Raw genomic sequence first — 22,655 nt, 5'->3', positions numbered from 1 at the left:
ATGGATTTCAATCGATTTACCGATAAAGCACATGAAGGCATCGTCAGTTCGCAGGCACTTGCGAAACAGTACCACCATAGCGAGATGAACGAATGGCACGTCTTGGCATCGATGATTTCACAAACGGACGGCATCGCGCCGCTCCTACTGCAAAAAATGGAGCTGAGCGTCGCCGAGATTGAGGCCGAGGTCGCGATGGCACTCAAGAACGCACCGAAGCTTCAAACGCCGACGACGCCGATGATTTCGGCCTCGCTGTTGAACGTGTTGACGACGGCGGAGCGGGAAGCGACCGGTATGAGTGACGAGTACGTCTCGGTCGAGCACGTCCTGCTCGGCATCATTATGAATAAGAGCCAAGCGCAAAGCATGCTCGAGCGCAAAGGTGTGACCGAAGAGAAACTACGCGAGGCGCTCGTCGCCGTCCGCGGAAATCGGCGCATCACGTCGAAGTCGCCGGAAGCGACGTATGACGTCTTGACGAAGTATGGCCGCGACTTGATTCAAGAAGTGAAGACCGGCAAAATCGATCCCGTCATCGGGCGTGATAGCGAGATTCGGCGCGTCATCCGCATCTTGAGCCGGAAGACGAAAAACAATCCGGTCTTAATCGGAGAACCGGGTGTCGGGAAGACGGCGATCGTCGAAGGGCTCGCCCAACGCATCGTTCGCGGTGACGTTCCGGAAAGCTTGAAAGATAAGACGATTTTCAGCCTCGATATGAGTTCGCTCGTCGCCGGGGCCAAATATCGCGGTGAGTTCGAAGAGCGGCTCCAAGCTGTCTTGAACGAAGTGAAAGAAGCGGAAGGGAAAATCATCCTCTTCATTGACGAACTGCATACGATTGTCGGGGCCGGCAAGTCCGAAGGGGCGATGGATGCCGGGAACATGCTCAAACCGATGCTCGCCCGCGGCGAACTCCACTGCATCGGCGCGACGACACTCGATGAGTATCGCCAATATATCGAGAAGGACCCGGCACTTGAGCGCCGTTTCCAACAAGTGCTCGTCGACGAACCGGACGTCGAAGACACGGTGTCGATTTTGCGCGGTTTGAAAGAACGCTTCGAGATTCACCACGGTGTCCGCATTCATGACAACGCGCTCGTCGCAGCGGCCGTCTTATCGAACCGCTACATCACCGACCGGTTCATGCCGGACAAGGCGATTGATCTCGTCGATGAGTCGTGTGCGATGATTCGGACGGAGATGGAATCGATGCCGGCCGAACTCGATGAACTCGTACGCCGCGTCATGCAACTCGAGATTGAGGAGGCGGCCTTGAAGAAAGAAAGTGATGACGCCTCGAAGAAACGACTCGATGCGCTGCAACAAGAACTCGCCTCGATTCGCGAACAGTCGGACGCGCTCCGACTCCGTTGGGAGAACGAGAAAGAGTCGACGCATCGCGTGCAACACATCCGTGGCGACTTGGAGAAAGTGAAGCTCGAACTGCAAGAAGCTGAGAGCCGCTACGATTTGAACCGGGCCTCCGAGCTCAAATATGGCCGTATCCCGGAACTCGAGCGTGAACTCGCGGAAGCGGAACGGCTCGCCGGTTCGGTGACACGTGAACTCGTCCGCGAAGAAGTGACCGAGGAAGAGATCGCCGAGGTCGTCTCGAAATGGACGGGGATCCCCGTGACGAAATTGACCGAAGGAGAGCGAGACAAGTTGCTCAACCTCGAGACGGTGCTCCATCAACGTGTCTTCGGACAAGACGATGCGATTCGCCTCGTCAGTGATGCCGTCATTCGGGCTCGAGCCGGCATTAAAGATCCGAACCGTCCGATCGGCTCGTTTTTGTTCCTCGGACCGACGGGTGTCGGGAAGACCGAACTCGGGAAAGCGCTCGCCGAGGCGATGTTCGACTCGGAAGACCATATCGTACGTCTCGACATGAGCGAGTATATGGAGAAACACGCCGTGTCGCGTCTCGTCGGGGCGCCTCCAGGTTATATCGGCTATGAAGAGGGCGGTCAGTTGACGGAAGCAGTCCGCCGCAACCCGTACTCGGTGCTCCTGCTCGATGAGGTCGAGAAAGCGCACGCCGATGTGTTCAACATCTTGCTGCAACTGCTCGATGATGGTCGCTTGACCGATTCGCACGGACGTGTCGTCGACTTCAAAAACACAATCGTCATCATGACATCGAACATCGGGGCCGACATCTTGCTCGAAGCGGCGAAAGATGGTGTCATCGATGAGGCGGAAGAACGCCAAGTCATCGAGCGGCTCCGCCGCCACTTCCGTCCCGAGTTTTTGAACCGGGTCGATGAGACGATTTTGTTCCATCCGCTCACGCGGGCTCAAATCGGCCAAATCGTCGAGAAAGCGGTCGCGCGCATGGGTAGTCGCTTGACGGCGCGCTCGATTCAAATCGAGATCACGGATGCAGCGAAAGTGTTCATCGCCGACGAGGCGTATGAGCCACAGTTCGGGGCCCGTCCGATCAACCGGTACGTACAACGGACGATTGAGACGAAACTTGCCCGTAGTATTCTCGCCGGAGATATCGAGGACGGCCAGACGGTCGTCATCGATGTCGAGAACGACGAGTTGACGCTTCGTCCCGCGACGGTGACGCATTAAACATTGAAAGAGCGCTGGCTGATGCCGGCGCTCTTTGTTTATGAGATAGGTGTAGGTTGATAGATGCAGTACGGTTCTTCGGCCTTATAGTCGCCGGTGACGGCATAAGCGCGAGCCCGCGAGCCGCCGCATACGTAACGATACTCGCAGTAGCCGCATTTTCCGTGGTGGGTATCGGGATCGCGTAGTGATTTAAAAACCGGGTGGTGCCGGTAAATCTCGGCGAGCGGTGTTTGTTTCACGTTGCCGCACGTAATCGGTAAGAAACCGGACGGCTGCACGTCGCCCGTATGCGAGATGAACACGAAACCGTTCCCGTCATTCGTGCCGCGGGGTGCCTTGGCGAGATCGTCATGCGGATGGCCGATGGGCGACAATCCAACTTGTTTTCGTTTCAAGTTCTCTTGCCGGGCGATACGCCGATAAAACTGGGCTTCGGTCGTCGAGATGATGAATGGGACGTGTTCTTGCAAAGCGAACGCCCAGCGGAGTACTTCTTCATGCCGTTCTGGGGAGATGGGCTGCAGGAGCGACCCGCGGCCGGTCGGCACGAGGAAGAACAGCGTCCACACCGACACACCGAGTTCACCGACGAGTTTGGCGATGTCCGGGAGTTGATCGACGTTATATTCCGTGACCGTCGTATTGATTTGGAATGACATGCCTTCTTCCCGGAAATAAGAGATGCCGCGCAACGTCCGTTCGAAACTGCCGCGGGTACCCCGGAAATAGTCGTGTGACTTGGCGTCCGGACCGTCGAGCGAGAACGCCCAACGCGTCAATCCGGCATCTTTCGCCCGTTTGACGGCGTCATGGGTCACGCGTGGCGTTGCCGATGGGGTCATCGATACGCGCATGCCGAGCGAGGCGGCGTATTCCGTCAACTCGAACAAGTCTTCGCGCATGAGCGGATCGCCACCTGTGAAAACAAGAATCGGGTTGTCCATCGCATGAATGTCGCGGATGAGCGCCTTACCTTGGGCGGTGTCGAGTTCACCCGGATAACGATGGAACTGGGCCTCGGCCCGGCAATGGACGCATGACAGTGCACAGGCGCGTGTCACTTCCCAAATGACGATGAACGGATTTTCGTTGTAGTCGATTTGTTTCATACGGACACCACCTGTCTTGCCATGATGCGGGTGACGGCTTGTTTGGCCGAGTCGACGCAGTCGGGGAGACCGACGCCGTGTAAAATCGCCCCACAAGCTTCGACGCCGTCGAGGGAGGACAATGTTTCCTCGAACGCGCGCACGTATTGTTTATGGCCGACCTCATACTGCGGCATCGTGTCGACATGACGCTCGACTCTCGTGAAGATCGGGTTACCGACGTGTTGAATTTTTTGAAGCTCACGGAGCGCGAAGTCGGCAATCGTCTCGTCGGATTCCGTCAACAGGTCGGGAACGAACGCGGAGCCGATGTAGACGCGTAACAGCGCCTTGTTATCGGGTGCCATATGCGGCCATTTCTTATGCATCCAGCTACAAGCGGTCAAGGCGTTGCCTTCGCTTTTGGCGATGACGTAGCCCGTCCCGTCGAGTGACTCGACGTCTGTTTTCTCAAACGCCGCGAGCACGGTGATGGAAGACGTGCGTTTCAATGACGACAACCGTTCCGCTTCCGGGAGACCTAGTAGAGGGCCGAGCGCGTTCGGCGAGGTGGCTAACACGATGCCGTCAAACGACTCGACCGTTCCGTCCTCGAGCACCACTTCATGGGGCCGGACTGCCGCGACCTGTGTCCCGAGACAGAGGCGGTCAATCGATGGACGGAGCGCCTCAATCAAGACACCAAGCCCTTGGCCGAGCGATAGAAATTTCCCGGCCTCGCGCGGTTTGACACCGGCTTGGACAGGAGGTGTCAATGCTTTCATACCGAGAATCAGGCTGCGTGTTTTTTGTTCAATCGTGATAAACTGAGGGAAAGTAGACTCGATGCTCATATCGTCGAGCGTACCATTGTAAATCCCAGACAGGAGCGGTTCGATCATCGCCTCAACGACTTCCGACCCGAGCCGGGCCCGAAAGAACGTATCGAGCGAGATATCTGATCCCGCATAGACGCGGGGCAAGACGAGGTCCATACCGGCCCGAAACTTGCCGCGCCACGTGAACAGATCCGTCTTGACCATCGGCCAGAACTTGGTCGGGATGCCCATAACCGAACCTGCGGGCATCTGTCGCAGTCGGTTCCGGACGTAAATGTACGAGGTCCCGGTCATCGACCGGACGAGATCGTCGTCAAGCCCAAGTTCGGTGATCAGCTCGGTCAATGTCGGCTTACGGGCCATATATCCGTCCGGCCCGCATTCTAAGACGAAGCCGTCTCGATAAACGGTCTTGATTTTTCCGCCAATCCGGTCACTTGCTTCATACAATGTGACATGCGCTCCCGCCTGTTTCGCATAATACGCGGCGGCCATGCCGGTAATCCCTCCACCGATGATTGCAATCTTGTTCAATCCATTCACCCATTTCTATGTAGTATTCCTACTAACGGTACCGAGAATGTTGACGTAGACATAGGATAAGTCTCACACGGTTCTAGACAAATTCGTCACGATTGGAAGGAGGACCACTTATGGTTTGGTTCGGGATAACGGCGGCGGTCGTCGTGGTCGGTATTATCGCGTTCATCGTCTCGATGAATCGGCATGGTGAGAAGCTCGAAGGTGACGAGGACAGCCCATCGGTCATATGGGCCGACGAGGAATGGTATAAGCCGGATAAGGAAGACGGTCCACTTGATGGTTAACCGTCTTCAAATATGTTAAGATGACCCGGGTAAAAACTATCGGACATGAGGTGATTGGATGAACGTATTGGAACAGCAGTTGGCGCATTTGGTCGACGAGTGTCGTCCGTACACAGCACAAGGAAAAGTCGCCGACTATATTCCGGAGCTCGCGCATGTACAAGATGATTTGCTCGGCGTGGCGATTTGCCTACCTGATGGTTCTTATATTCATGCGGGGGACGTCCATCATAAGTTCACGATTCAAAGCGTCTCGAAGGCGTTGACGCTCTGTTACGTCTTGATGGAGTTCGGAGAAGATTACGTGTTCTCGAAAGTCGGCATGGAACCGACGGGGGATGCGTTCAATTCGATTGCCAAACTCGAAGAGACGGTGCCATCGAAACCGCTCAATCCGATGATTAACGCCGGGGCGCTCGCGGTCACGAGCATGATTTTAGGGGACACGGCGGAGCTGAAAATCTATCAGTTCCGTCAATTTTTGGCGACGTTGCTCGATGTCCCGGTCGAGGAAGTCACGTATAACGAAAAAGTCGCTCGCTCGGAATACGAGACGACCGACTTGAACCGGGCCTTGCTCTATTTCATGCGCCATCACGGAATCGTCGAGGGCGATGTCGATGAGATTATCGATGTGTATACGAAACAGTGTGCCATCGAAATCGATTGTTTTGACTTGGCTCGCATCGGCCGGATTCTATCCGGTAACGGCGAAGACCCGGTCACAGGCGAGGAATTGATTCCGCGTCGCGTCGTCCGTATCGTCAAAGCCATCATGACGACGTGCGGCATGTACGACGCATCGGGTGAATTTGCCGTCCGTGTCGGCCTGCCTGGAAAGAGCGGGGTGTCGGGTGCGATTCTCGCGACCGGCAAACACGAGCTCGGATTGAGTGATGTCGGCTTTGGTATTTTTGGGCCTGCCCTTGATTCAAAAGGGAACTCGATTGCCGGGATGAAGTTGCTTGAACTGCTCGTCGAACGCTACACGTCGCGCTAAAGCTTGATGGCGTCGACCGATTCGTCGAGTCGGGTGTGCAGCTTCTGGACGACTTCTTTATAGTCGTCGGTCAAGGCGGCGGGCGGCGTGAAATCGGTCCAGCGCAACAACAGCTGATGCCGGTCATTCATATCACCAAGTTCGGTCTGGAGCCGCTTCAGTTTTTGAACTTGGTCTTTTGAGGCGCTCGGCTCATAGTTCAATAAGTACTCATTCAAATAGCGCTCCCGCTTCACGGCGAGCCGGACTTTGTGGAGGGTATCGAGCCGGTCGTTCCGTTTCGTCGCTGCGTGATGGGTCGCGATGCGGCGCTTACGTTCGGCTTTGGCTTTATCGAGAAAGGCCGCCGCATCTTGTTTCCGAATGGCACGGAACAGCTGCCCGCCGATGAAACGACGGACTTGCTGGTCAAGCGAAGGCGTCATTTTTTCGGTCACACGCGCTTTCAACAGCGTGCGGTCCTTGGCCCGTTGTGTTTCGACATGCTCAACAAAAGCTTGATCGAGCTCGGTCTCGACGGCGAGCCCTTCAAGCAGGACGTCTCCGTCACGCACCGCACCCAGCGCCTCCATCAACTGTTTCAATTGACGATACGTCGAAGGCTTCGTGTCGTACAGTTGCATGAACGTCAATAGCTTGCGTAGATGGACCCGGGCTTGGTGGATATCTTCACTGTTTTGAAACGTGAGCGCCTCGGTCATATAATGATTGAACGTGTTCCACGTCTCTAACAGCTCATATTTTAATTTTTCCGCATTCCGTTGATTCATTCTAATTTTTCCTTTCTGAAATGAGATGAGGTTGCCCATGTATCAAACACATTCACTAAATGAAAAAATCAAACTGTTCTTCACCATCTTCTTCCCGATTTTGGTGACACAAGTGTCCTTTTACTTAATCAGCTTTTTTGACACAGTCATGTCGGGCCGAGCCGGCGCCGTCGATTTGGCGGGTGTCGGTGTCGGGTCGAGTTTATGGATGCCGGTGTATACGGGGTTGAGCGGGATTCTGCTCGCTGTCGCCCCAATCGTCGCCCAGGCGCTCGGGGCCCGCAATATCCAGCAGATTCAACGGACGCTGTACCAAGGCGTATACTTAGCGATCGGTCTGAGCATCGCGACGCTCGTGCTCGGCTTTTGGCTCGTCCCGACGGCTGTCGACGGCATGGGACTGAGTGAGGAAGGGAAACGGATTGCCAAAGGGTATTTGCTCGCACTCGGATTCGGGGTGTTGCCGATGTTCTTGTTCAACGTGCTACGCACGCTCATGGACTCGCTCGGCAAAACGCGAATCTCGATGCTACTTATACTATTAGGGTTACCCATTAACGTCGGATTAAATTACATCTTCATCTTTGGAAAACTCGGCGTCCCGGCCTATGGCGGTGTCGGGGCGGGAATCGCCTCGGCCATCACATATTGGTTGCTCTTCTTTATGGCGTTCGCGTTTGTCCGGAACGGCAAGCCTTTCCTTGAATATCGTTTCTTGCGCTCAGTGGAGCGTATCTTCTGGCCGAGACAGAAAGAACTGCTCAAGCTCGGGACACCAATCGGTCTCGCCATTTTTGCGGAAGTGAGCATCTTTGCGGCGGTGACGTTGCTCTTGAGTGAATATGGAGACAATATCGTCGCGGCCCACCAAGCGGCCATCAACTTCGCTTCATTTGTCTATATGTTGCCGTTGTCCGCGTCGAGCGCGCTGACGATTGTCGTGGGCTATGAGCTCGGGGCCCGGAGGCTGAAGGATGCCGTACGCTATGCCAAAATCGGTATCGTCCTTTGTCTCGGTGTGTCATCATTCTCGGGAGCGCTTCTGTTTTGGCAAAATGAACGGGTTGCGGCCATCTATACGAACGATGCGGCCGTCGTGGAACTCGCGGCCCACTTCATGATTTTTGCGGTCTTCTTCCAATTATCGGATGCGGTCGCCGCCCCGATTCAAGGGATTTTACGCGGGTTCAAGGACGTCAACGTGACGCTCATCTTGTCGCTCATCGCCTATTGGGTCATCGGCCTCCCGCTCGGCTATGCGCTTGCCGAACAGTTCGGTTTCGGACCGGACGGCTATTGGATTGGTTTGATTGCGGGTCTAGCGGCCGGAGCCGTGTTGCTGGTCATGCGTCTCATTCATATCGTCAAACGGTATGAGGCCCAACCGATTACGAACGAAACATCCTAACCGAGACAGGTTGACGCTACGGCGTCAGCCTTTTTGTTGTTTGAGGGGGAAACAGGATGGGCAAAGAACTGGGGAAATCGAGTTTGTCAGTTAGTAATATTGGTCTATACAACTATACTGGTTTTTGATATGATAACGATGAAGCTACTTGAAGAAAGGTGGATGACCGATTATGGTGATCATCAATGCACACATCGTTTCGGGGGACGAAACGTGCGAACGAGGCTATATCCAATTCGATGGCAAGACGATTGTGAGCGTCGGTGCGATGGAGGACTATCAGGCAGGAACAGATAAAGAGATTGACGTTCGTGGGGCACTCGTGACGCCAGGCATGATTGACGTCCACATCCATGGCGGTTACGACGTCGATACGATGGATGCGGACGTGGATCGACTACGTCATCTCAGCCGTTCGATGCTCGCTGAAGGTGTGACGTCTTATTTTGCGACGACGATTACACAGTCACCGACTGCCATTACGAAGGCGTTGCAAGCAGCCCGGACTGTCATCGAGGCGGGAGACACGTCACTCGTCGGCATCCATCTAGAGGGACCGTTCGTCAACGTCGACAATGCGGGGGCACAGCCGGCCGAATATATTATCGATCCCGATGCAAGTCAATTCCGCACATGGCAACAGGAAGCGGGCGGTCACATTCGCCTCGTCACGTATGCGCCGGAACGTCCGGGAGCACGTGAGCTTGAACAGGTGATGGGTGAGACCGGTGCAATCGGATCGACCGGACACACGAACGCCACGTTTGCCGAGAACAAGGAAGCGAACGTCAAGCATGGCACGCACTTATACAATCAGATGCGAGGGATTCATCATCGGGAGCCGGGAACGGTCGGCTATTGTCTGTTGGAGCGGGACGTCATGGTTGAAATCATTCCAGACGGGATTCACAGCCGTCACGAGATGGTCGACTTCGCCTATCGCATGAAAGGGGCAGACGGTCTCGTCGTCATTACGGATGCGATGCGCGCCAAAGGTCTTCCGGACGGCCGTTATGAACTCGGGGGTCAACCGGTCATCGTCGAAGGCGGGGCGGCTCGACTCGAAGCCGGGAACTTGGCCGGCAGCGTCTTGACGATGGACGCGGCGTTCCGCAACATGCTGTTATACACGGGATGCACGGTGCAAGAAGCGGTGAAGATGACGTCGGCGAACCAAGCGCGTGAGTTCGGTTTGACGAACAAAGGGGCCATCGCGCCTGGCTTCGACGCGGATCTCGTCATTTGGGATGACGCGATGACGGTCGTGACGACGATTCATCAAGGACAGGTCAGTTATTCGAAGGAGGACATGCAATGAACATATTAGTGGCGAACACACCGACGGACGCAGAAGAAATCGCATATACACTCATCAAGGAACGGGTCGCCGGGAAGCGCGATTTCGTGCTCGGACTCGCGACGGGCAGTACACCGGTCGGGATGTATCAGATGTTCAAACGAGATCGGCTCGACTGCAGTCATGTGACGAGCGTCAATCTTGATGAGTATATCGGGCTCGCGCCGAGTCATCCGCAAAGCTATCATCACTTCATGGAAGAGAAGCTGTTCAATGACATCCCATTCAAACAGAGCCATCTGCCTCACGGTGACGCGGCCGACCCGGAAGCGGAAGCGGCTCGCTATGAACAGCTCGTCCGCTCGATTGGTGTCGACCTGCAATTGCTAGGCATCGGAGAGAACGGACATATCGCCTTCAATGAGCCGGGTACCGCGCTCGATGCGAAGACGCATGTGACCGAACTGACCGAGTCGACGCGTGAAGCGAACCGCCGTTTCTTCGATTCAATCGAAGACGTGCCGACGCAGGCCATCACGATGGGACTCGATACGATTATGAACGCACGCGAGATCGTCCTCGTCGCGACCGGTACCCGTAAAGCCGAAGCGGTGCATCACATGATTGAGAGCGTGCCGACGATTGACTGGCCGGCTTCCATCTTACAGGCGCATCCAAGTGTGACCATCGTGCTCGATGCCGAGGCGGCCTCGGCTTGTAGCGATGTGTTACAGGCGCGTGGCAGTGAAGCGGCCGACCGATTCTTTTCGATCCGAGCTTGATGACCTGGAGACAAGTGTCTCCAGGTTTTTTTCTCGTTAACTGTGGGAAATTGTATGGAAATGGATTTGTAATCAAAACGTTTTCGACAAAAGTCGAGGTTTCCTCTATAATAGGTGAAGCTCATATCATTCGATCGCGAAGGAGAAACTCATGAATTCAAGAACCCAAGCTCGTAGACGGCGCAAAGGCCCGTCTGCGTTTTATAAGCTGTTCAGCGCCCTTGTATTGATTGCCGTCATCGTTGGCTCAAGCATGTATGGAACGGCTTTTTATAAAGCGCATAACATGCTGTCAGGTACTCAAGTGACGCTTGAGGATGATCCGACTATCGAACCGACTCGATTTGATAAAGAGGATACCGAGAGCTTCCTCGTGCTCGGGACGGACTTGTCCCCGCAGAAGAAAGCGCGCGGCGAGTATGGTCGGTCTGACGTCATGATTGTCGTCATTCTGAATAAGAAAAACAAACAGACGACGATGCTCAGCATCCCGCGTGACTCGTACGTCAACATCGACTATACGGGCTTCAATATCCCGTACGGTAAGACGGGTCTCGATCAAGACAAAATCACGCACGCCTATTACTTCGGGTCGATGGATGAATCGAACCCGAACAACGGTATGCGGATGGCGACGAACACGATTGAAGACTTGGTCGGCATCGACATCGACCACGTCGTCTCCCTCAACTTCCAAGGGTTCGTCGACTTCATCGATGCCGTCGGCGGGGTCGAAATCGACGTCCCGTTCTCGTCTGAACAGAAGAGTTACGACGCCTCACGAGAAGTCGTCCAAGTCGAAGCAGGGCTTCAGCAGTTATCGGGCGAAGAGGCACTCGCTTACGTCCGTAACCGCTATGACGACCCACGCGGAGACATCGGTCGCGGACAGCGTCAGATGGAAGTCATCAATGCCGTCCTTGACCAAGCGCTCGGCACGTCGCTCATCAACAACTACGACAAAGTGTTGAAAGCAGTCGGGGACAACATGCAGACGACGCTCGGTCCGAACGATTATATGCGTTTAATCGAGGACGTCGGCGCCCTCAACAACACGGTTCAATATCAGTTGACCGGTGAAGGGGCCCGCGGTGTCGACGGTCATTTCTATTACTTCTTGAACGAGCCGTTGCTCGAAGAAGTTCGTTATCGCGTCCAACAGGCCGATGCCGGGAATGAAGTCGAGCCGATGACCGATACCGAGCTTGAGACGTATATGTACGACCCAGCTGGAATCACGTACGAAGCACAATAAAAAATGGTTTGCCGTCCGCGGCAAACCATTTTTTATGTGCGTTCCATCGCGACGGTGAATGAGTAGGCGTCGCCGCGGAACAAGGAACGGCTATACTCGAACATGTCCCCGTTCTCGAGATACGTCCGTTGGTCGATTAAGAGCACAGGGGCGTTCGGAGAAATCGTCAACAGCTTTGCTTCCTCCGGTCCCGCGCTCCTCGCCTCGAGGGTTTGGGTCGCATTCTTCAACCGGAGCCCCGACTGCTCGGCGAACTCGTAAATCGAACCGACGGCATCTGTCTCGGTCAAGTTCGGTAGTAAGGCGACCGGGATGTATGCCGTCTCGAGGGCGAGCACGTTCTCATCGGCGAGACGGAGACGTCGCATCTCATAGACGGGCGTGTCGAGCGCGACGCTCAATTTTTGGGCGATTTTGGCCGGGGCTGAAATCGTCTGGAACGACAACAGGCGGCTAAACGGACGCATGCCCCGATGTTTGATTTCTTCCGAGAAACTTGTCAATCCGGACAAGGCCATCGTGATTTTCTTGTTGGCGACGAACGTGCCTCGGCCTTTTTGACGGCTCAAATAACCGGCGTTGACCAAGTTTGTGATGGCTTGGCGGACCGTCATCCGGCTCACGTTATAGCGCTCGGAAAACTCCCGTTCGGATGGGATGGATTCCCCGGGTTGGAGCTCGCCGGCATCTATTTGTTGCTTTAAATAGGCTTCGATTTGATAATAAATAGGTAGCGGTGATTGTTTATCAATCTGTAACATGCATATCGCTCCTGACTGCTAAAGTAAGTGTTTCTTATTATAGACCAAATTAGACTAGTTGTCTGAACATATCCTACAGAAAAGGCGGCGATCAAGATGAAGCCATGGCAATTTGAAACGACGGTGACCGACGTGCGCACCGATGCGCGCGGGACGTGGGTCGCGCTTGAATCCACATTATTTTATGCGGAAGGCGGGGGCCAACCTCCGGACGTCGGAACACTCGACGGACGACCCGTTCTCGATGTGCAACGGGTCGAGGAGGTCGTCTGGCATTTAGTCGAACCGGGGCTCGAACGTGGGACGTTCGTGACCGGCATAGTCGATGAAGCGATCCGTCACGACCACTCGATTCAACACACGGCTCAGCACGTGTTGACAGCTTTATTGGAAGACGAATACGGCATTCAGACGCTCAGCTTCGGCATCGGACAAGAGGAGTCGTCGCTTGAAATCGAGACAGAGACGCTCGATTGGACTCAAATCGAGTCGTTGGAACGAGACGTGCAACGCATCATCTTTGAGAACCGTCCCGTCTCCACGTACGAACTCGCGTCCGCAGAGGTCGAGGTCGATCGGTTACGCAAACCGACCGATCGCACCGGGATGATCCGGATCGTCGACATTGAGGGACTCGATTACAACGCGTGCGGTGGGACACATGTCGAGACGACCGGCCAACTTGGAATCGTCCATGTGACCTCGATGAAGAAAGTTCGTGGGAACGTTCGTTTGACGTATGTTGCCGGTCACCGGGCCTTGTCCGCCATCCATTCGTCACGGACGGCGTTGCGGACGATTCACCAAACGTTATCGACGACGAACGAGACGGTCGCTGCCCGTGTCCTCGAGGAACGAAATCTTCGTCTCGAGCGGGACAAGGAAGTGAAGGCGCTCGAGGCGCGCGTCGCGAAAGCGAAAGTCGCTGCCTTTTTGCAGGAAGACAATTACGTCATCACCCATATCGGTAAGACGGAAGCGGAGACGTTGACGACGACCATCGTCGAACGCATCGCCGCGACGGGCCGAATCGCTGTCGGAGCCAATCATACGGGTCAAAAGCTATGGCTCATGCATGACGGGACACATGACATCGCTATCGGTAAATTCTTAAAACGGACGCTCGACGACCTCGGCATCGGTCGCGGTGGCGGCAGTCATAAACAAGCCCAGGCCCGATTCGAATCGGTCATCGAGTTGGAACGCGCGACGGCAGAAATCGTGAAACGGCTTCAGGAAGGGATGGTATCATGTTGAAGAGTGAGCACGGCACGGGAGCAGAACTGATTGAACAGGCACGGGTTGTGCGGGCGACAGTGTTTATTCACGAGCAAGGCATCGCCCCTGAAATCGAGTATGATGAGCTTGACCCAGACTGCATCCATTTCGTCGGGACAGTGGACGGTGAGCCGGTGACGACGGCGCGTCTGCGTCCAATCGGTGACGCGGTCGGGAAAGTCGAGCGGGTCGCCACACTCGCTTCGGCGCGCGGCAACGGGTATGCCAAGGAGGTTATGCTCGCTATCGAGTCCGTCGCCCGGACGAGCGAGTTACATGAGCTCAAACTTGGCGCTCAACTGACGGCACTCCCTTTCTATGAGCGTCTCGGATACGAGGCGTATGGTGACGAATTTTTAGACGCGGACATCCCGCATCGGATGATGAAGAAGACATGGTGATTGTTTTTAGAAATTTTCCTTTTTTCTAAAAAAAGGTTGGCAAGCCGGGATGCATTTGTTATAACTAAAACTAACAACTGACAGATAGAGGTTGCGAATGACATGAGTACGCTTGATCGACACGGACGCATTCCGGATCGAGCCGAAAGGGGAATTTCGCCGAAGTCGACGTTCGCATGCGTACGAACGAAGGCTGGGGTAGTCGTGAATAACGCCTACACTGCCATGGATGAAATGCCATGGAGCGCTATCTACGGAACGATTCTTTAATCGTTTTTCAACTGCGCGTACAAGCGGCAGACCGTAGGGAGAGTGCTTCCTACCGGTCTGCCGCTTTTTCTGTTGGTGGACATCATGAAAGTGGGGAACCTGATGACAACCGTATTGAAATTTGGAGGCAGCTCCGTTGCCACGATTGAACAAATCCAGGCCATTTCCGAATATTTACAGACACGGGCCGCGGCCGGAGAAAAACTTGTCGTCGTCGTCTCCGCGATGGGGAAAACGACTGACTCACTGTTGTCACTCGCCAAACAAATCACGGAACGCCCGATGATTCGTGAACTGGACCGCTTGCTCGCGGTCGGTGAGGAGCAGACGATCAGCCTGCTCAGCATCGCTTTAAACTCTCGAGGCGTGGCTGCCATCTCGCTTACCGGACAACAAGCCGGGATCGACACGATGGGCATTCACACGAAAAGTAAAATCAAGGCGATTCGCAAAGAAGTGCTCGAAGAGAAGCTCCGGACATATGACGTCGTCATCGTCGCCGGTTTCCAAGGTGTCAACGAGTTCGGTGATGTGACGACGCTCGGACGAGGCGGATCGGATACGACCGCTGTCGCCTTGGCCGCCGTCCTCAGCAAACGCTGTGAGATTTACACAGACGTCGCCGGTGTTTATACGGCTGACCCGCGCATCCATCCGACGGCCCGCCGATTAGATACCGTCTCGTATGACGAGATGATGGAGATGAGCGCGCTCGGGTCGAAAGTGATGGAGATGCGTAGCGTAGAGCTCGCGAAAAAATTTGATGTGAACATCTTTGTAGGAAAGACGCTTGCGAGCGAAGGAGGAACATGGATCATGGATATGACACAGGCGATGGAACAAAAAGCGGTGACGAGCGTGAGCGTCGTGAAGAACGTGCTCAGCGTCTCAATCAAACATATTCCACATTCGGTGGCAGGAGTTGCCGACATTTTCGAGAAATTGTCACAGCGTCATGTCAATATCGATATGATCAGTCAGACCGCGTTCGATGGTGAAGTATTCCTGTCGTTCACCTGTCCGCTCGATGAAGAAGCGTTTCTCGAAGAGGCGCTCGCGGAACTGACTGAGACGTTCCCACAAATCAAAATCGACCGTCATACCGAGCATGCGAAAATCTCGGTCGTCGGCATCGGCATGCGTGACGCGACCGGTGTCGCAGCCGAACTGTTCGCCACGTTCCGCGAGAGCGGAATCCCATTCTATCAAGTCACGACATCCGAGATTAGCATCTCGTACACGATTAACGAACAAGACGTCGAAGCAGCCGTCGCGGCCATCGCGACCCGCTTCAAGTTATAAGGAGGACGCCACATGTATAACGTAGCCGTCGTCGGTGCGACCGGTGCCGTCGGCCAAAAGATGATTGAAGTATTGACCGAGTATGAATTCCCGATTAACGAATTGATGTTGTACGCATCATCTCGTTCGGCCGGGAAGACCGTGAACGTGAACGGCAAGGACGTCGTCATCCGGGAACTGTCGGACGCGATTTATGCGGACCCAATCGATATCGCGCTCTTCTCAGCCGGTGGGAGCATCAGTGAACAATATGCGCCTCGCCTGAGTGAACAAGGTGTCATCGTCATCGACAACTCGAGTGCATTCCGGATGCAGGCGGACATTCCGCTCATCGTACCGGAAGTGAACCGAGTCGAACTGAGCCCGGACAAGACGCTCATCGCCAACCCGAACTGCTCGACGATCCAATCGGTCGTCGCGCTCGCACCACTCGCGGAAGTATACGGATTGACGCGTGTCGCCTATACGTCGTATCAAGCCGTCTCTGGCTCGGGCCAAAAAGGGATTGAAGACTTGGAACGCGGAGCACGTGGGGAAGAGCCGAAGAACTATCCGTATCCGATTTACGATAACGTCTTGCCACACATTGATGTGTTCTTAGAGAACGGTTATACGAAAGAAGAACAGAAGATGATTGAAGAGACACGCAAGATTTTAAACGCGCCGAACCTCGGTGTCACCGCAACATGTGTCCGTGTCCCGGTCCGCAACAGCCACGCCGTCTCCATCACAGTCACGCTCGACCGCGACGCGACGCTCGCCGAAGTGAAAGCCGTGCTCGCGGACGCGCCAGGTATCGTCTTGATGGATAACCCAGCGGAGCTCGTCTATCCGACACCGCTCGATGCGAACGGGACAGACGACGTGTACGTCGGTCGTATCCGTGTCGACGAGTCACAGCCGAACACGTTCCATCTTTGGTGCGTCGCTGATAACGTTCGAAAAGGCGCGGCAGCGAACGCCGTCCAAATCGCCCAATGCATGATTGGGCAGACTGCTACGAAATAAGGGGGAGATTATATGTTCACAGGAGTCGCAACCGCACTCGCTACACCGTTTCAAGCAGACGGTCAGCTAAATCTCACAGCGTGGGAAGCGTTGATTGAAGATCAAATTAAAGAAGGTGTCAGCGGTCTCGTGATCGGGGGAACGACTGGTGAGGGCATGACCATCACGGACGAAGAGTTCGAGACGCTTCTCGTCAAAGCGATTGAAGTCGCTGCCGGCCGCGCCGTTATCATCGCCGGAACCGGGTCGAACAACACGGCGCTCAGCATTCAAAAGACGAAACGGGCCGCCGAACTCGGAGCCGAGATGGCGATGGTCGTCACGCCTTATTACAACAAGTCGACGCAAGCGGGTCTGATTGCCCACTTCACAGCGATTGCCGACGCGTCACCGATTCCGCTCATGCTCTACAACGTACCATCGCGGACGGGCGTCGCCCTTGATCCGGCAACGGTTGGGGAACTCGCTGATCACCCACGCATCGCTGCGCTCAAAGAAGCGAGCGGGGATATCTCAGTGATGGCTCAAATGATGGCGCACGTGCCGGAAGGCTTCCCAGTCTATTGCGGGAACGATGATCAAATCCTTCCTTATATGGCTTGGGGGGCGCAAGGTGTTGTCTCGGTCCTTTCGAACGTCTATCCGGGTGCAACGGTCGCATTAGCTGAAGCGCTCCTCGCCGGAGATTTGGAAACGGCACGCACATGGCAGCTCCGACTGCTCCCGGTCATCGACGAATTGTTCGCGGAAGTGAATCCGATTCCGGTCAAAGCAGCATTGAATGCACGCGGCTTCGAGTTCGGTGCACCACGTCTCCCGCTCGTCCCGATGAGCGCGACGGCCGAGGCCCGCTTGTTATCGGCAATGGAGCAGTTCAATGAGGTGAGACAGTGAACTTACTCATTCATGGATACGGCGCGATGGGACAGATCGTCGAAGAAGTCGCACGGACACAAAACTTGACCGTTGCAGCCATCGTCTCACCGGCCGGAGGGGAACATCCCGTCTCGATACAAGATGTAGAGGCCGACGTCGATGTCGTCATCGACTTCTCGAACCCGGCGTTGTTGGATGACGTACTCGCGTTCGGGAAAGCCAAGCAAATCCCGCTCGTCATCGCGACGACGGGCTTCTCGGAAGCAGAGCTCGCCAAAATTGAAGCGGCGTCTCAGGAGATCCCGATTTTCCAGTCGTATAATACGTCTTATGGGATCGCGCTCCTGAAACAGTTGCTCGACCAACTCGTCCCGCTCACGCTCGGTTATGACATCGAAGTGATTGAGGCGCACCACCGCAAAAAAGTCGATGCACCGAGCGGGACGGCGGAATTGCTCGCCCGTGCCATCGAGGCGAAACGCGACGTGACACCGGTATATGACCGGACACCGCGCCGCGAAGCGCGTGCAGCCGATGAACTCGGCATGCATTCGGTACGCGGGGGGACGATTTTTGGAGAACATACCGTCCTCTTTGCCGGAGACGACGAAATGCTTGAATTGAAACACACGGCCCTGTCCAAACGCGTCTTCGCGAACGGGGCACTCGCTGCGGCGGCAACGATTCTTGACCGCCCAGCCGGACTATACAATTTAACGAACCTATACGAGGAGGCCACTCATGTTACTCACAAACGCTTATGAAATCGCGCAATACATTAAAGATGCCAAGAAAGAAACGCCTGTCAAATTGTACGTTAACGGTCAATTGGCCGGTCTGACAATCGAAGATGCCAAAGCTTTTGGAACAGACGAGTCGAAACTGTTCCTTACAACGGCTGAACGTGCGGCTGCTTTCCTAGAAGCGAACGCTGCCGTCATCACGGACACGCACCTCGAGTACGATCGCCGGAACAGCGCCGTACCGATGCTCGATACGACGCAGTTGAATGCCCGCATCGAACCAGGTTCGTTCATTCGCGACCACGTTCAAATCGGGAACAACGTCGTCGTCATGATGGGTGCTGTCATCAATATCGGTGCCGTCATCGGTGACGGGTCGATGGTCGATATGAACGCGGTCATCGGTGCCCGCGGGACACTCGGGAAAAACGTCCACCTTGGCGCTGGCGCTGTCGTGGCGGGTGTTCTTGAGCCACCTTCAAAAGATCCGGTCATCATCGAAGACGGTGTCATGGTCGGTGCGAACGCCGTCATTTTGGAAGGCGTCCGCATCGGTGAAAATGCCGTTGTCGCAGCAGGTAGTGTCGTCACGCAAGACGTACCGCCAGGCGTCGTCGTTGCCGGTACACCAGCCCGCGTCATTAAGCAAAAAGATGAAAAAACCGCAGAAAAAACACAACTTGTTGATGACTTACGCTCCCTGTAACGTATAATAGACAGAAAATATCAAAAATGAATGGGAGAGTTGAACAATGGAACAGTATGGACAATGGATGTGGCAAGACGGGGCTTGGATCGAGCCGAGTGATGCGAACACGAGTATCATGACGCACGCAATTCACTACGGTAGTGGGTTCTTTGAAGGGATTCGGGCATACCACACAGAGGAAGGCCCGGCCATCTTCCGACTCCGTGAACACTTGGAGCGACTCGTTCGTTCGTGTGCATACTATCACGTCGACTTGCCGTACACGGTCGATGAGCTCGAACAAGCAACAATCGAATTGATTGAACGCAACGGATTTGAAGCTTGTTACATCCGCCCATTCGTTTTCCTCGGCACACCTTGGCAGGCACTCATGCCGACGCAGGAAACAAAAGTACACGTCGCGATCTCGTGCTGGCCGCTCGGCGAATATTTCAGCAAGACGGTCGGAATCCGTGCGAAAGTCGCCTCGTATCGCCGCGTCTCTTCGACGATGATGCCGATGCAAGCGAAAGCGGCAGCGAACTATATGAACTCGCAACTCCTTAAAGGAGAAGCGGTCCGTGATGGATATGACGAAGCGATTGCCCTCGACATGAACGGAAACGTCAGCGAGGCGAGCGTCGCCAACATCTTCCTCGTAAAAGGAAACAAAATTTTCACACCGTCACTCGATTGCTCGGTGCTCGACGGCATCACGCGTCAAACGGTGATCGAACTTGCCCGTGAGGAAGGGTTCGAGGTCATCGAACGCCACATCGGACGTGACGAACTATATGTCGCAGATGAGATTTTCTTGACAGGAACGGCGGCTGAAGTGACGAGCGTCATCGAAATCGACAATATTTCGATTGGTGGCGGCGTTCAAACGGTCGCGACGAATATGCTCTCGCGTTACCGTGAGGCTGTGACAGGACAAATCGCAGGCCACCGTGATTGGGTCACGTTCGTCAAAGCTGGAGTCAAAGAGTAAAGGAGTTTTTTGTATGGGAGTCACAATTGACTTGAATGCGGTTCGCGAAAACAAACGTCGGATTGAAGCGCTTGGCCGACCGGTGTTCGCCGTCGTAAAAAACAACGCCTATAACTTAGGGATGGAGCCAGTTGTGACGACACTGTACGAAGAAGGGGTGCGTCACTTCATGGTGACGACGCTTGACGAGGCGAGCGAGGTCCGGGCATCAGCTCCGGAAGCACGCGTTCTTGTCATGAACCCGGTATACGAGTGGACAAGCGTCCATCGTGACCAACTTGACGTCGCCATCGGTTCCTATGACTGGCTCGTCTCGCAACGGGACCAGCTCGACGGGGTCCGGCTTCATTTGAAGCTCGACGTCGGCATGAACCGCTTCGGTGCGAAGACGTTCCAGGAAGCGTTGGCCATCGTCGCCTTTTGCCAAGACGAGGGGCTCGATCTTGTCGGGTTATGTACACACTTCCCACTCGCTGACGCGGATAACGCCGAAATCGAGCACAGTGTGCACGTGGAACGGTTCGCCGACTGGTCGAATCGTCTCATGGAGCGGCATACGTTCGACATCGTGCACGCAGCCAACAGTGCAGCGACGCTTCAAGCGGATCCGCGTCTTGGGCATTGCACACACGTCCGTGTCGGCATCTTTCTCTACGGCTACTCTTCGGTCGAACCGGTCGATTGGCTCATCCCGGCGTTTCGCTGGGAAACAGAAGTCGTCGCCGTGCATGACATCGAGGCCGGTGCCCACGTCGGTTACGGTACGGGCTACACGGCCGAGACGAAAGAACGCATCGCCGTGCTCTCGGTCGGCTATGGTGACGGACTCATGCGAGCCCGGCGCTTCTTACCAGCCCATATCGACGGACGAGCCTATCCGTTCATCAGCAACATTTTCATGAGCCACAGTTTTTTACGCGTCGATGATACCGTACAAGTCGGAGATTATGTGGAGCTGTATGGCCATCTTACGAAAATCGATGACGTGACCCGTACCGGTCACGCCAATAACTCAGAACAATTATGCGCACGCTCATGGCGTGTCCCGCATCGCTTTGAAGGAGGCAATGTATGTACACCACCAACCAATCAGTTTGTATGATCGAAGGCGTGTCCGTCCGTGAACTTCAAGCGACGTACGGGACACCGCTCTATATCATGAGCGAGCCTGAACTCGAACGTCGTCTCGACCTTGTCCGGAACGCGTTCCTCGACAAGTATCCGAACACGTACGCGCTGTACGCATCGAAAGCGATGTCGATTGCGGCCGTATACGATAAAGTGATGGCAGCGGGTCTGAGCATCGACGTCGTCTCGCGGGGCGAGATGTTCGTCGCGCTCCACGCCGGTGTCCCGGCTGACCGGATTCACGTCCACGGCTCGAACAAGACGGTGCAGGACATCACGTTCGCGCTCGAGAACGGAATTACCCACTTCACCATCGACAACATGCGTGAGATTGGGCTGTTGTCGGGTCTGGCCGCTGAGCAAGGGGTAGACGTCGATGTCTTGCTCCGCATCGTCCCACAAGTCGTCGGAGGCGCCCATGAGGCGATTCAGACGGGCGGGGTCGATACGAAGTTCGGTTTTCCGACCCATGATGATACGTATCTCGAAGCGATCAAAGCGACGCTACAAGCGGAGCGACTGCAACTGCGAGGCATTCACTGTCACGTCGGCTCGCAGATTCAAGAACCGACGCTGTTCATCAATACGGTCAAAACGATGGTCAACTTCATCGAGACGATTCGTCAAGAGACGGGGTATACGGCCGACGTCTTGAATATCGGTGGCGGCTTCGGTGTCGCCTATCTCGAGTCGGACGACCCGCTCGACTTCGCCGACACGATGACGCAAGTGATGGACACGCTCGTCGCGGAAGTGGAACGCTTCGGCTTGCCGCTTCCGAAAATCGGCATTGAACCGGGCCGTTGGCTCGTCGCCAACGCCGGCGCGACGCTCTATGAAGTCGGGACGGTGAAAGAAGTGAGCGGTGTCCGCACGTACGTCTCGGTCGATGGAGGGATGACGGATAACATTCGTCCCGCTCTCTATGACGCTGAATATGACGTCATTGCGGCGACACGGATGGATGAAGCGAAGACGCTCGAGGCGAAAATCGTCGGGGCGTGCTGCGAGTCGGGAGACATCATCTCGAACCGTTCGCTTATCCCGCCGGTCGAAGCTGGTGATCTCTTGCTCGTCAAAGCGACGGGAGCGTATAACTTCTCGATGGCAAGCAACTATAACCAGATGCTCCGCCCGGCCGTCGTCTTCGTGAAAGACGGGACACATCGTCTCGTCGTCCGGAGACAGACGCTCGAAGACTTGGTCGCCTGTGAGATTGTCGGACAATCGACGTGACGCCATAAACGCATTCCTGATTCAGGGATGCGTTTTTTAATGGAAGTCGTTCTTCTTCAAATGAGAAATGCTTTTAATTATGATGGGGGAGAGAGAACAGAGGGGGAAGTGA

21 protein-coding genes and 1 riboswitch are annotated in these 22,655 nt (G+C 55.1%); of the genes, 17 read left to right on the top strand and 4 right to left on the bottom strand.

Translation table 11 applies throughout. The features are described 5' to 3' along the window. Positions 1–2,592: an ATP-dependent chaperone ClpB gene (gene clpB, locus KNP85_RS10650; protein ID WP_058765687.1), complete on the top strand. Its 2,592-nt coding sequence runs from the start codon at positions 1–3 to the stop codon at positions 2,590–2,592. 38 nt (positions 2,593–2,630) lie between these two features. Here the strand turns inward: clpB and KNP85_RS10645 are convergent, their stop codons facing one another. Further along, positions 2,631–3,704 (bottom strand): TIGR04053 family radical SAM/SPASM domain-containing protein, encoded by a 1,074-nt coding sequence (locus tag KNP85_RS10645; protein ID WP_214802947.1) that lies wholly within the window; start codon positions 3,702–3,704, stop codon positions 2,631–2,633. Further along, positions 3,701–5,065 carry a protoporphyrinogen oxidase gene (gene hemG, locus KNP85_RS10640; protein ID WP_214802944.1) on the bottom strand — a complete coding sequence of 455 codons (1,365 nt, stop codon included), beginning with the start codon at positions 5,063–5,065 and terminating at the stop codon, positions 3,701–3,703. Before hemG ends, KNP85_RS10645 begins: the two co-directional genes overlap by 4 nt. 110 nt (positions 5,066–5,175) lie before the next feature. Between hemG and KNP85_RS10635 the strand changes: the two genes are divergently transcribed. After that, positions 5,176–5,349: a hypothetical protein gene (locus tag KNP85_RS10635; protein ID WP_021065216.1), complete on the top strand. Its 174-nt coding sequence runs from the start codon at positions 5,176–5,178 to the stop codon at positions 5,347–5,349. A 58-nt stretch (positions 5,350–5,407) separates the two neighbouring features. Next, positions 5,408–6,349 (top strand): glutaminase A, encoded by a 942-nt coding sequence (glsA, locus tag KNP85_RS10630; protein WP_021065217.1) that lies wholly within the window; start codon positions 5,408–5,410, stop codon positions 6,347–6,349. Here the strand turns inward: glsA and KNP85_RS10625 are convergent. After that, positions 6,346–7,119 carry a CHAD domain-containing protein gene (locus KNP85_RS10625; protein WP_214802941.1) on the bottom strand — a complete coding sequence of 258 codons (774 nt, stop codon included), beginning with the start codon at positions 7,117–7,119 and terminating at the stop codon, positions 6,346–6,348. The two genes, glsA and KNP85_RS10625, sit on opposite strands and share 4 nt — an antisense overlap. A gap of 37 nt (positions 7,120–7,156) precedes the next feature. Here KNP85_RS10625 and KNP85_RS10620 point away from each other — a divergent pair, with 37 nt between their 5' ends. The 4 genes from KNP85_RS10620 (at position 7,157) to KNP85_RS10605 (ending at position 11,861) form a co-directional block, all read left to right on the top strand. Then, positions 7,157–8,527 carry an MATE family efflux transporter gene (locus KNP85_RS10620; RefSeq protein ID WP_029596101.1) on the top strand — a complete coding sequence of 457 codons (1,371 nt, stop codon included), beginning with the start codon at positions 7,157–7,159 and terminating at the stop codon, positions 8,525–8,527. Between the two features lie 172 nt (positions 8,528–8,699). Beyond that, positions 8,700–9,845 carry an N-acetylglucosamine-6-phosphate deacetylase gene (gene nagA, locus KNP85_RS10615; RefSeq protein ID WP_214802938.1) on the top strand — a complete coding sequence of 382 codons (1,146 nt, stop codon included), beginning with the start codon at positions 8,700–8,702 and terminating at the stop codon, positions 9,843–9,845. Then, positions 9,842–10,606 carry a glucosamine-6-phosphate deaminase gene (gene nagB, locus KNP85_RS10610; RefSeq protein ID WP_058765690.1) on the top strand — a complete coding sequence of 255 codons (765 nt, stop codon included), beginning with the start codon at positions 9,842–9,844 and terminating at the stop codon, positions 10,604–10,606. Before nagA ends, nagB begins: the two co-directional genes overlap by 4 nt. A gap of 151 nt (positions 10,607–10,757) precedes the next feature. Further along, on the top strand, positions 10,758–11,861 hold the full coding sequence (locus tag KNP85_RS10605) for an LCP family protein (protein WP_021065222.1): 1,104 nt from the start codon (positions 10,758–10,760) through the stop codon (positions 11,859–11,861). Positions 11,862–11,893: 32 nt separating this feature from the next. Here KNP85_RS10605 and KNP85_RS10600 read toward each other — a convergent pair whose 3' ends face one another. After that, positions 11,894–12,622, bottom strand: coding sequence for a GntR family transcriptional regulator (locus tag KNP85_RS10600; protein WP_029596096.1), 729 nt, complete (start codon positions 12,620–12,622; stop codon positions 11,894–11,896). 96 nt (positions 12,623–12,718) lie between these two features. On the opposite strand from KNP85_RS10600, the gene KNP85_RS10595 reads away from it, so the two are divergent. The 10 genes from KNP85_RS10595 to lysA all read left to right on the top strand — a co-directional run bounded on the left by KNP85_RS10595 (position 12,719) and on the right by lysA (position 22,543). Further along, positions 12,719–13,879, top strand: a complete 1,161-nt coding sequence (locus tag KNP85_RS10595) for an alanyl-tRNA editing protein (RefSeq protein ID WP_214802935.1) — start codon at positions 12,719–12,721, stop codon at positions 13,877–13,879. After that, the gene (locus tag KNP85_RS10590; RefSeq protein ID WP_214802933.1) at positions 13,873–14,301 is read left to right on the top strand and encodes a GNAT family N-acetyltransferase; all 429 of its coding nucleotides are present in this window, start codon (positions 13,873–13,875) and stop codon (positions 14,299–14,301) included. Before KNP85_RS10595 ends, KNP85_RS10590 begins: the two co-directional genes overlap by 7 nt. A gap of 77 nt (positions 14,302–14,378) precedes the next feature. Then, positions 14,379–14,559, top strand: a riboswitch (Lysine riboswitch). A gap of 114 nt (positions 14,560–14,673) precedes the next feature. Beyond that, complete coding sequence (locus tag KNP85_RS10585; protein ID WP_021065226.1) at positions 14,674–15,873, top strand: aspartate kinase; 1,200 nt, start codon at positions 14,674–14,676, stop codon at positions 15,871–15,873. A 12-nt stretch (positions 15,874–15,885) separates the two neighbouring features. After that, complete coding sequence (locus tag KNP85_RS10580; RefSeq protein ID WP_214756703.1) at positions 15,886–16,881, top strand: aspartate-semialdehyde dehydrogenase; 996 nt, start codon at positions 15,886–15,888, stop codon at positions 16,879–16,881. 12 nt (positions 16,882–16,893) lie between these two features. Continuing rightward, positions 16,894–17,775, top strand: a complete 882-nt coding sequence (gene dapA, locus KNP85_RS10575) for a 4-hydroxy-tetrahydrodipicolinate synthase (protein ID WP_021065228.1) — start codon at positions 16,894–16,896, stop codon at positions 17,773–17,775. Beyond that, on the top strand, positions 17,772–18,521 hold the full coding sequence (gene dapB, locus KNP85_RS10570; RefSeq protein ID WP_029596093.1) for a 4-hydroxy-tetrahydrodipicolinate reductase: 750 nt from the start codon (positions 17,772–17,774) through the stop codon (positions 18,519–18,521). The genes dapA and dapB overlap by 4 nt, the downstream gene beginning before the upstream one ends. Beyond that, the gene (dapD, locus tag KNP85_RS10565) at positions 18,499–19,206 is read left to right on the top strand and encodes a 2,3,4,5-tetrahydropyridine-2,6-dicarboxylate N-acetyltransferase (RefSeq protein ID WP_021065230.1); all 708 of its coding nucleotides are present in this window, start codon (positions 18,499–18,501) and stop codon (positions 19,204–19,206) included. The genes dapB and dapD overlap by 23 nt, the downstream gene beginning before the upstream one ends. Positions 19,207–19,252: 46 nt before the next feature. After that, the gene (locus KNP85_RS10560; RefSeq protein ID WP_021065231.1) at positions 19,253–20,179 is read left to right on the top strand and encodes a branched-chain amino acid transaminase; all 927 of its coding nucleotides are present in this window, start codon (positions 19,253–19,255) and stop codon (positions 20,177–20,179) included. Positions 20,180–20,192: 13 nt separating this feature from the next. Further along, positions 20,193–21,281 (top strand): alanine racemase, encoded by a 1,089-nt coding sequence (alr, locus tag KNP85_RS10555; protein WP_214802930.1) that lies wholly within the window; start codon positions 20,193–20,195, stop codon positions 21,279–21,281. Further along, the gene (gene lysA, locus KNP85_RS10550; RefSeq protein ID WP_058765694.1) at positions 21,251–22,543 is read left to right on the top strand and encodes a diaminopimelate decarboxylase; all 1,293 of its coding nucleotides are present in this window, start codon (positions 21,251–21,253) and stop codon (positions 22,541–22,543) included. Before alr ends, lysA begins: the two co-directional genes overlap by 31 nt. The last annotated feature ends 112 nt before the right edge of the window (positions 22,544–22,655 follow it).

This window comes from Exiguobacterium sp. s194 (assembly GCF_018618275.1).
GTDB classification, from domain to species: domain Bacteria; phylum Bacillota; class Bacilli; order Exiguobacteriales; family Exiguobacteriaceae; genus Exiguobacterium; species Exiguobacterium chiriqhucha.
This window is presented reverse-complemented; position numbering and strand designations above follow the sequence as displayed.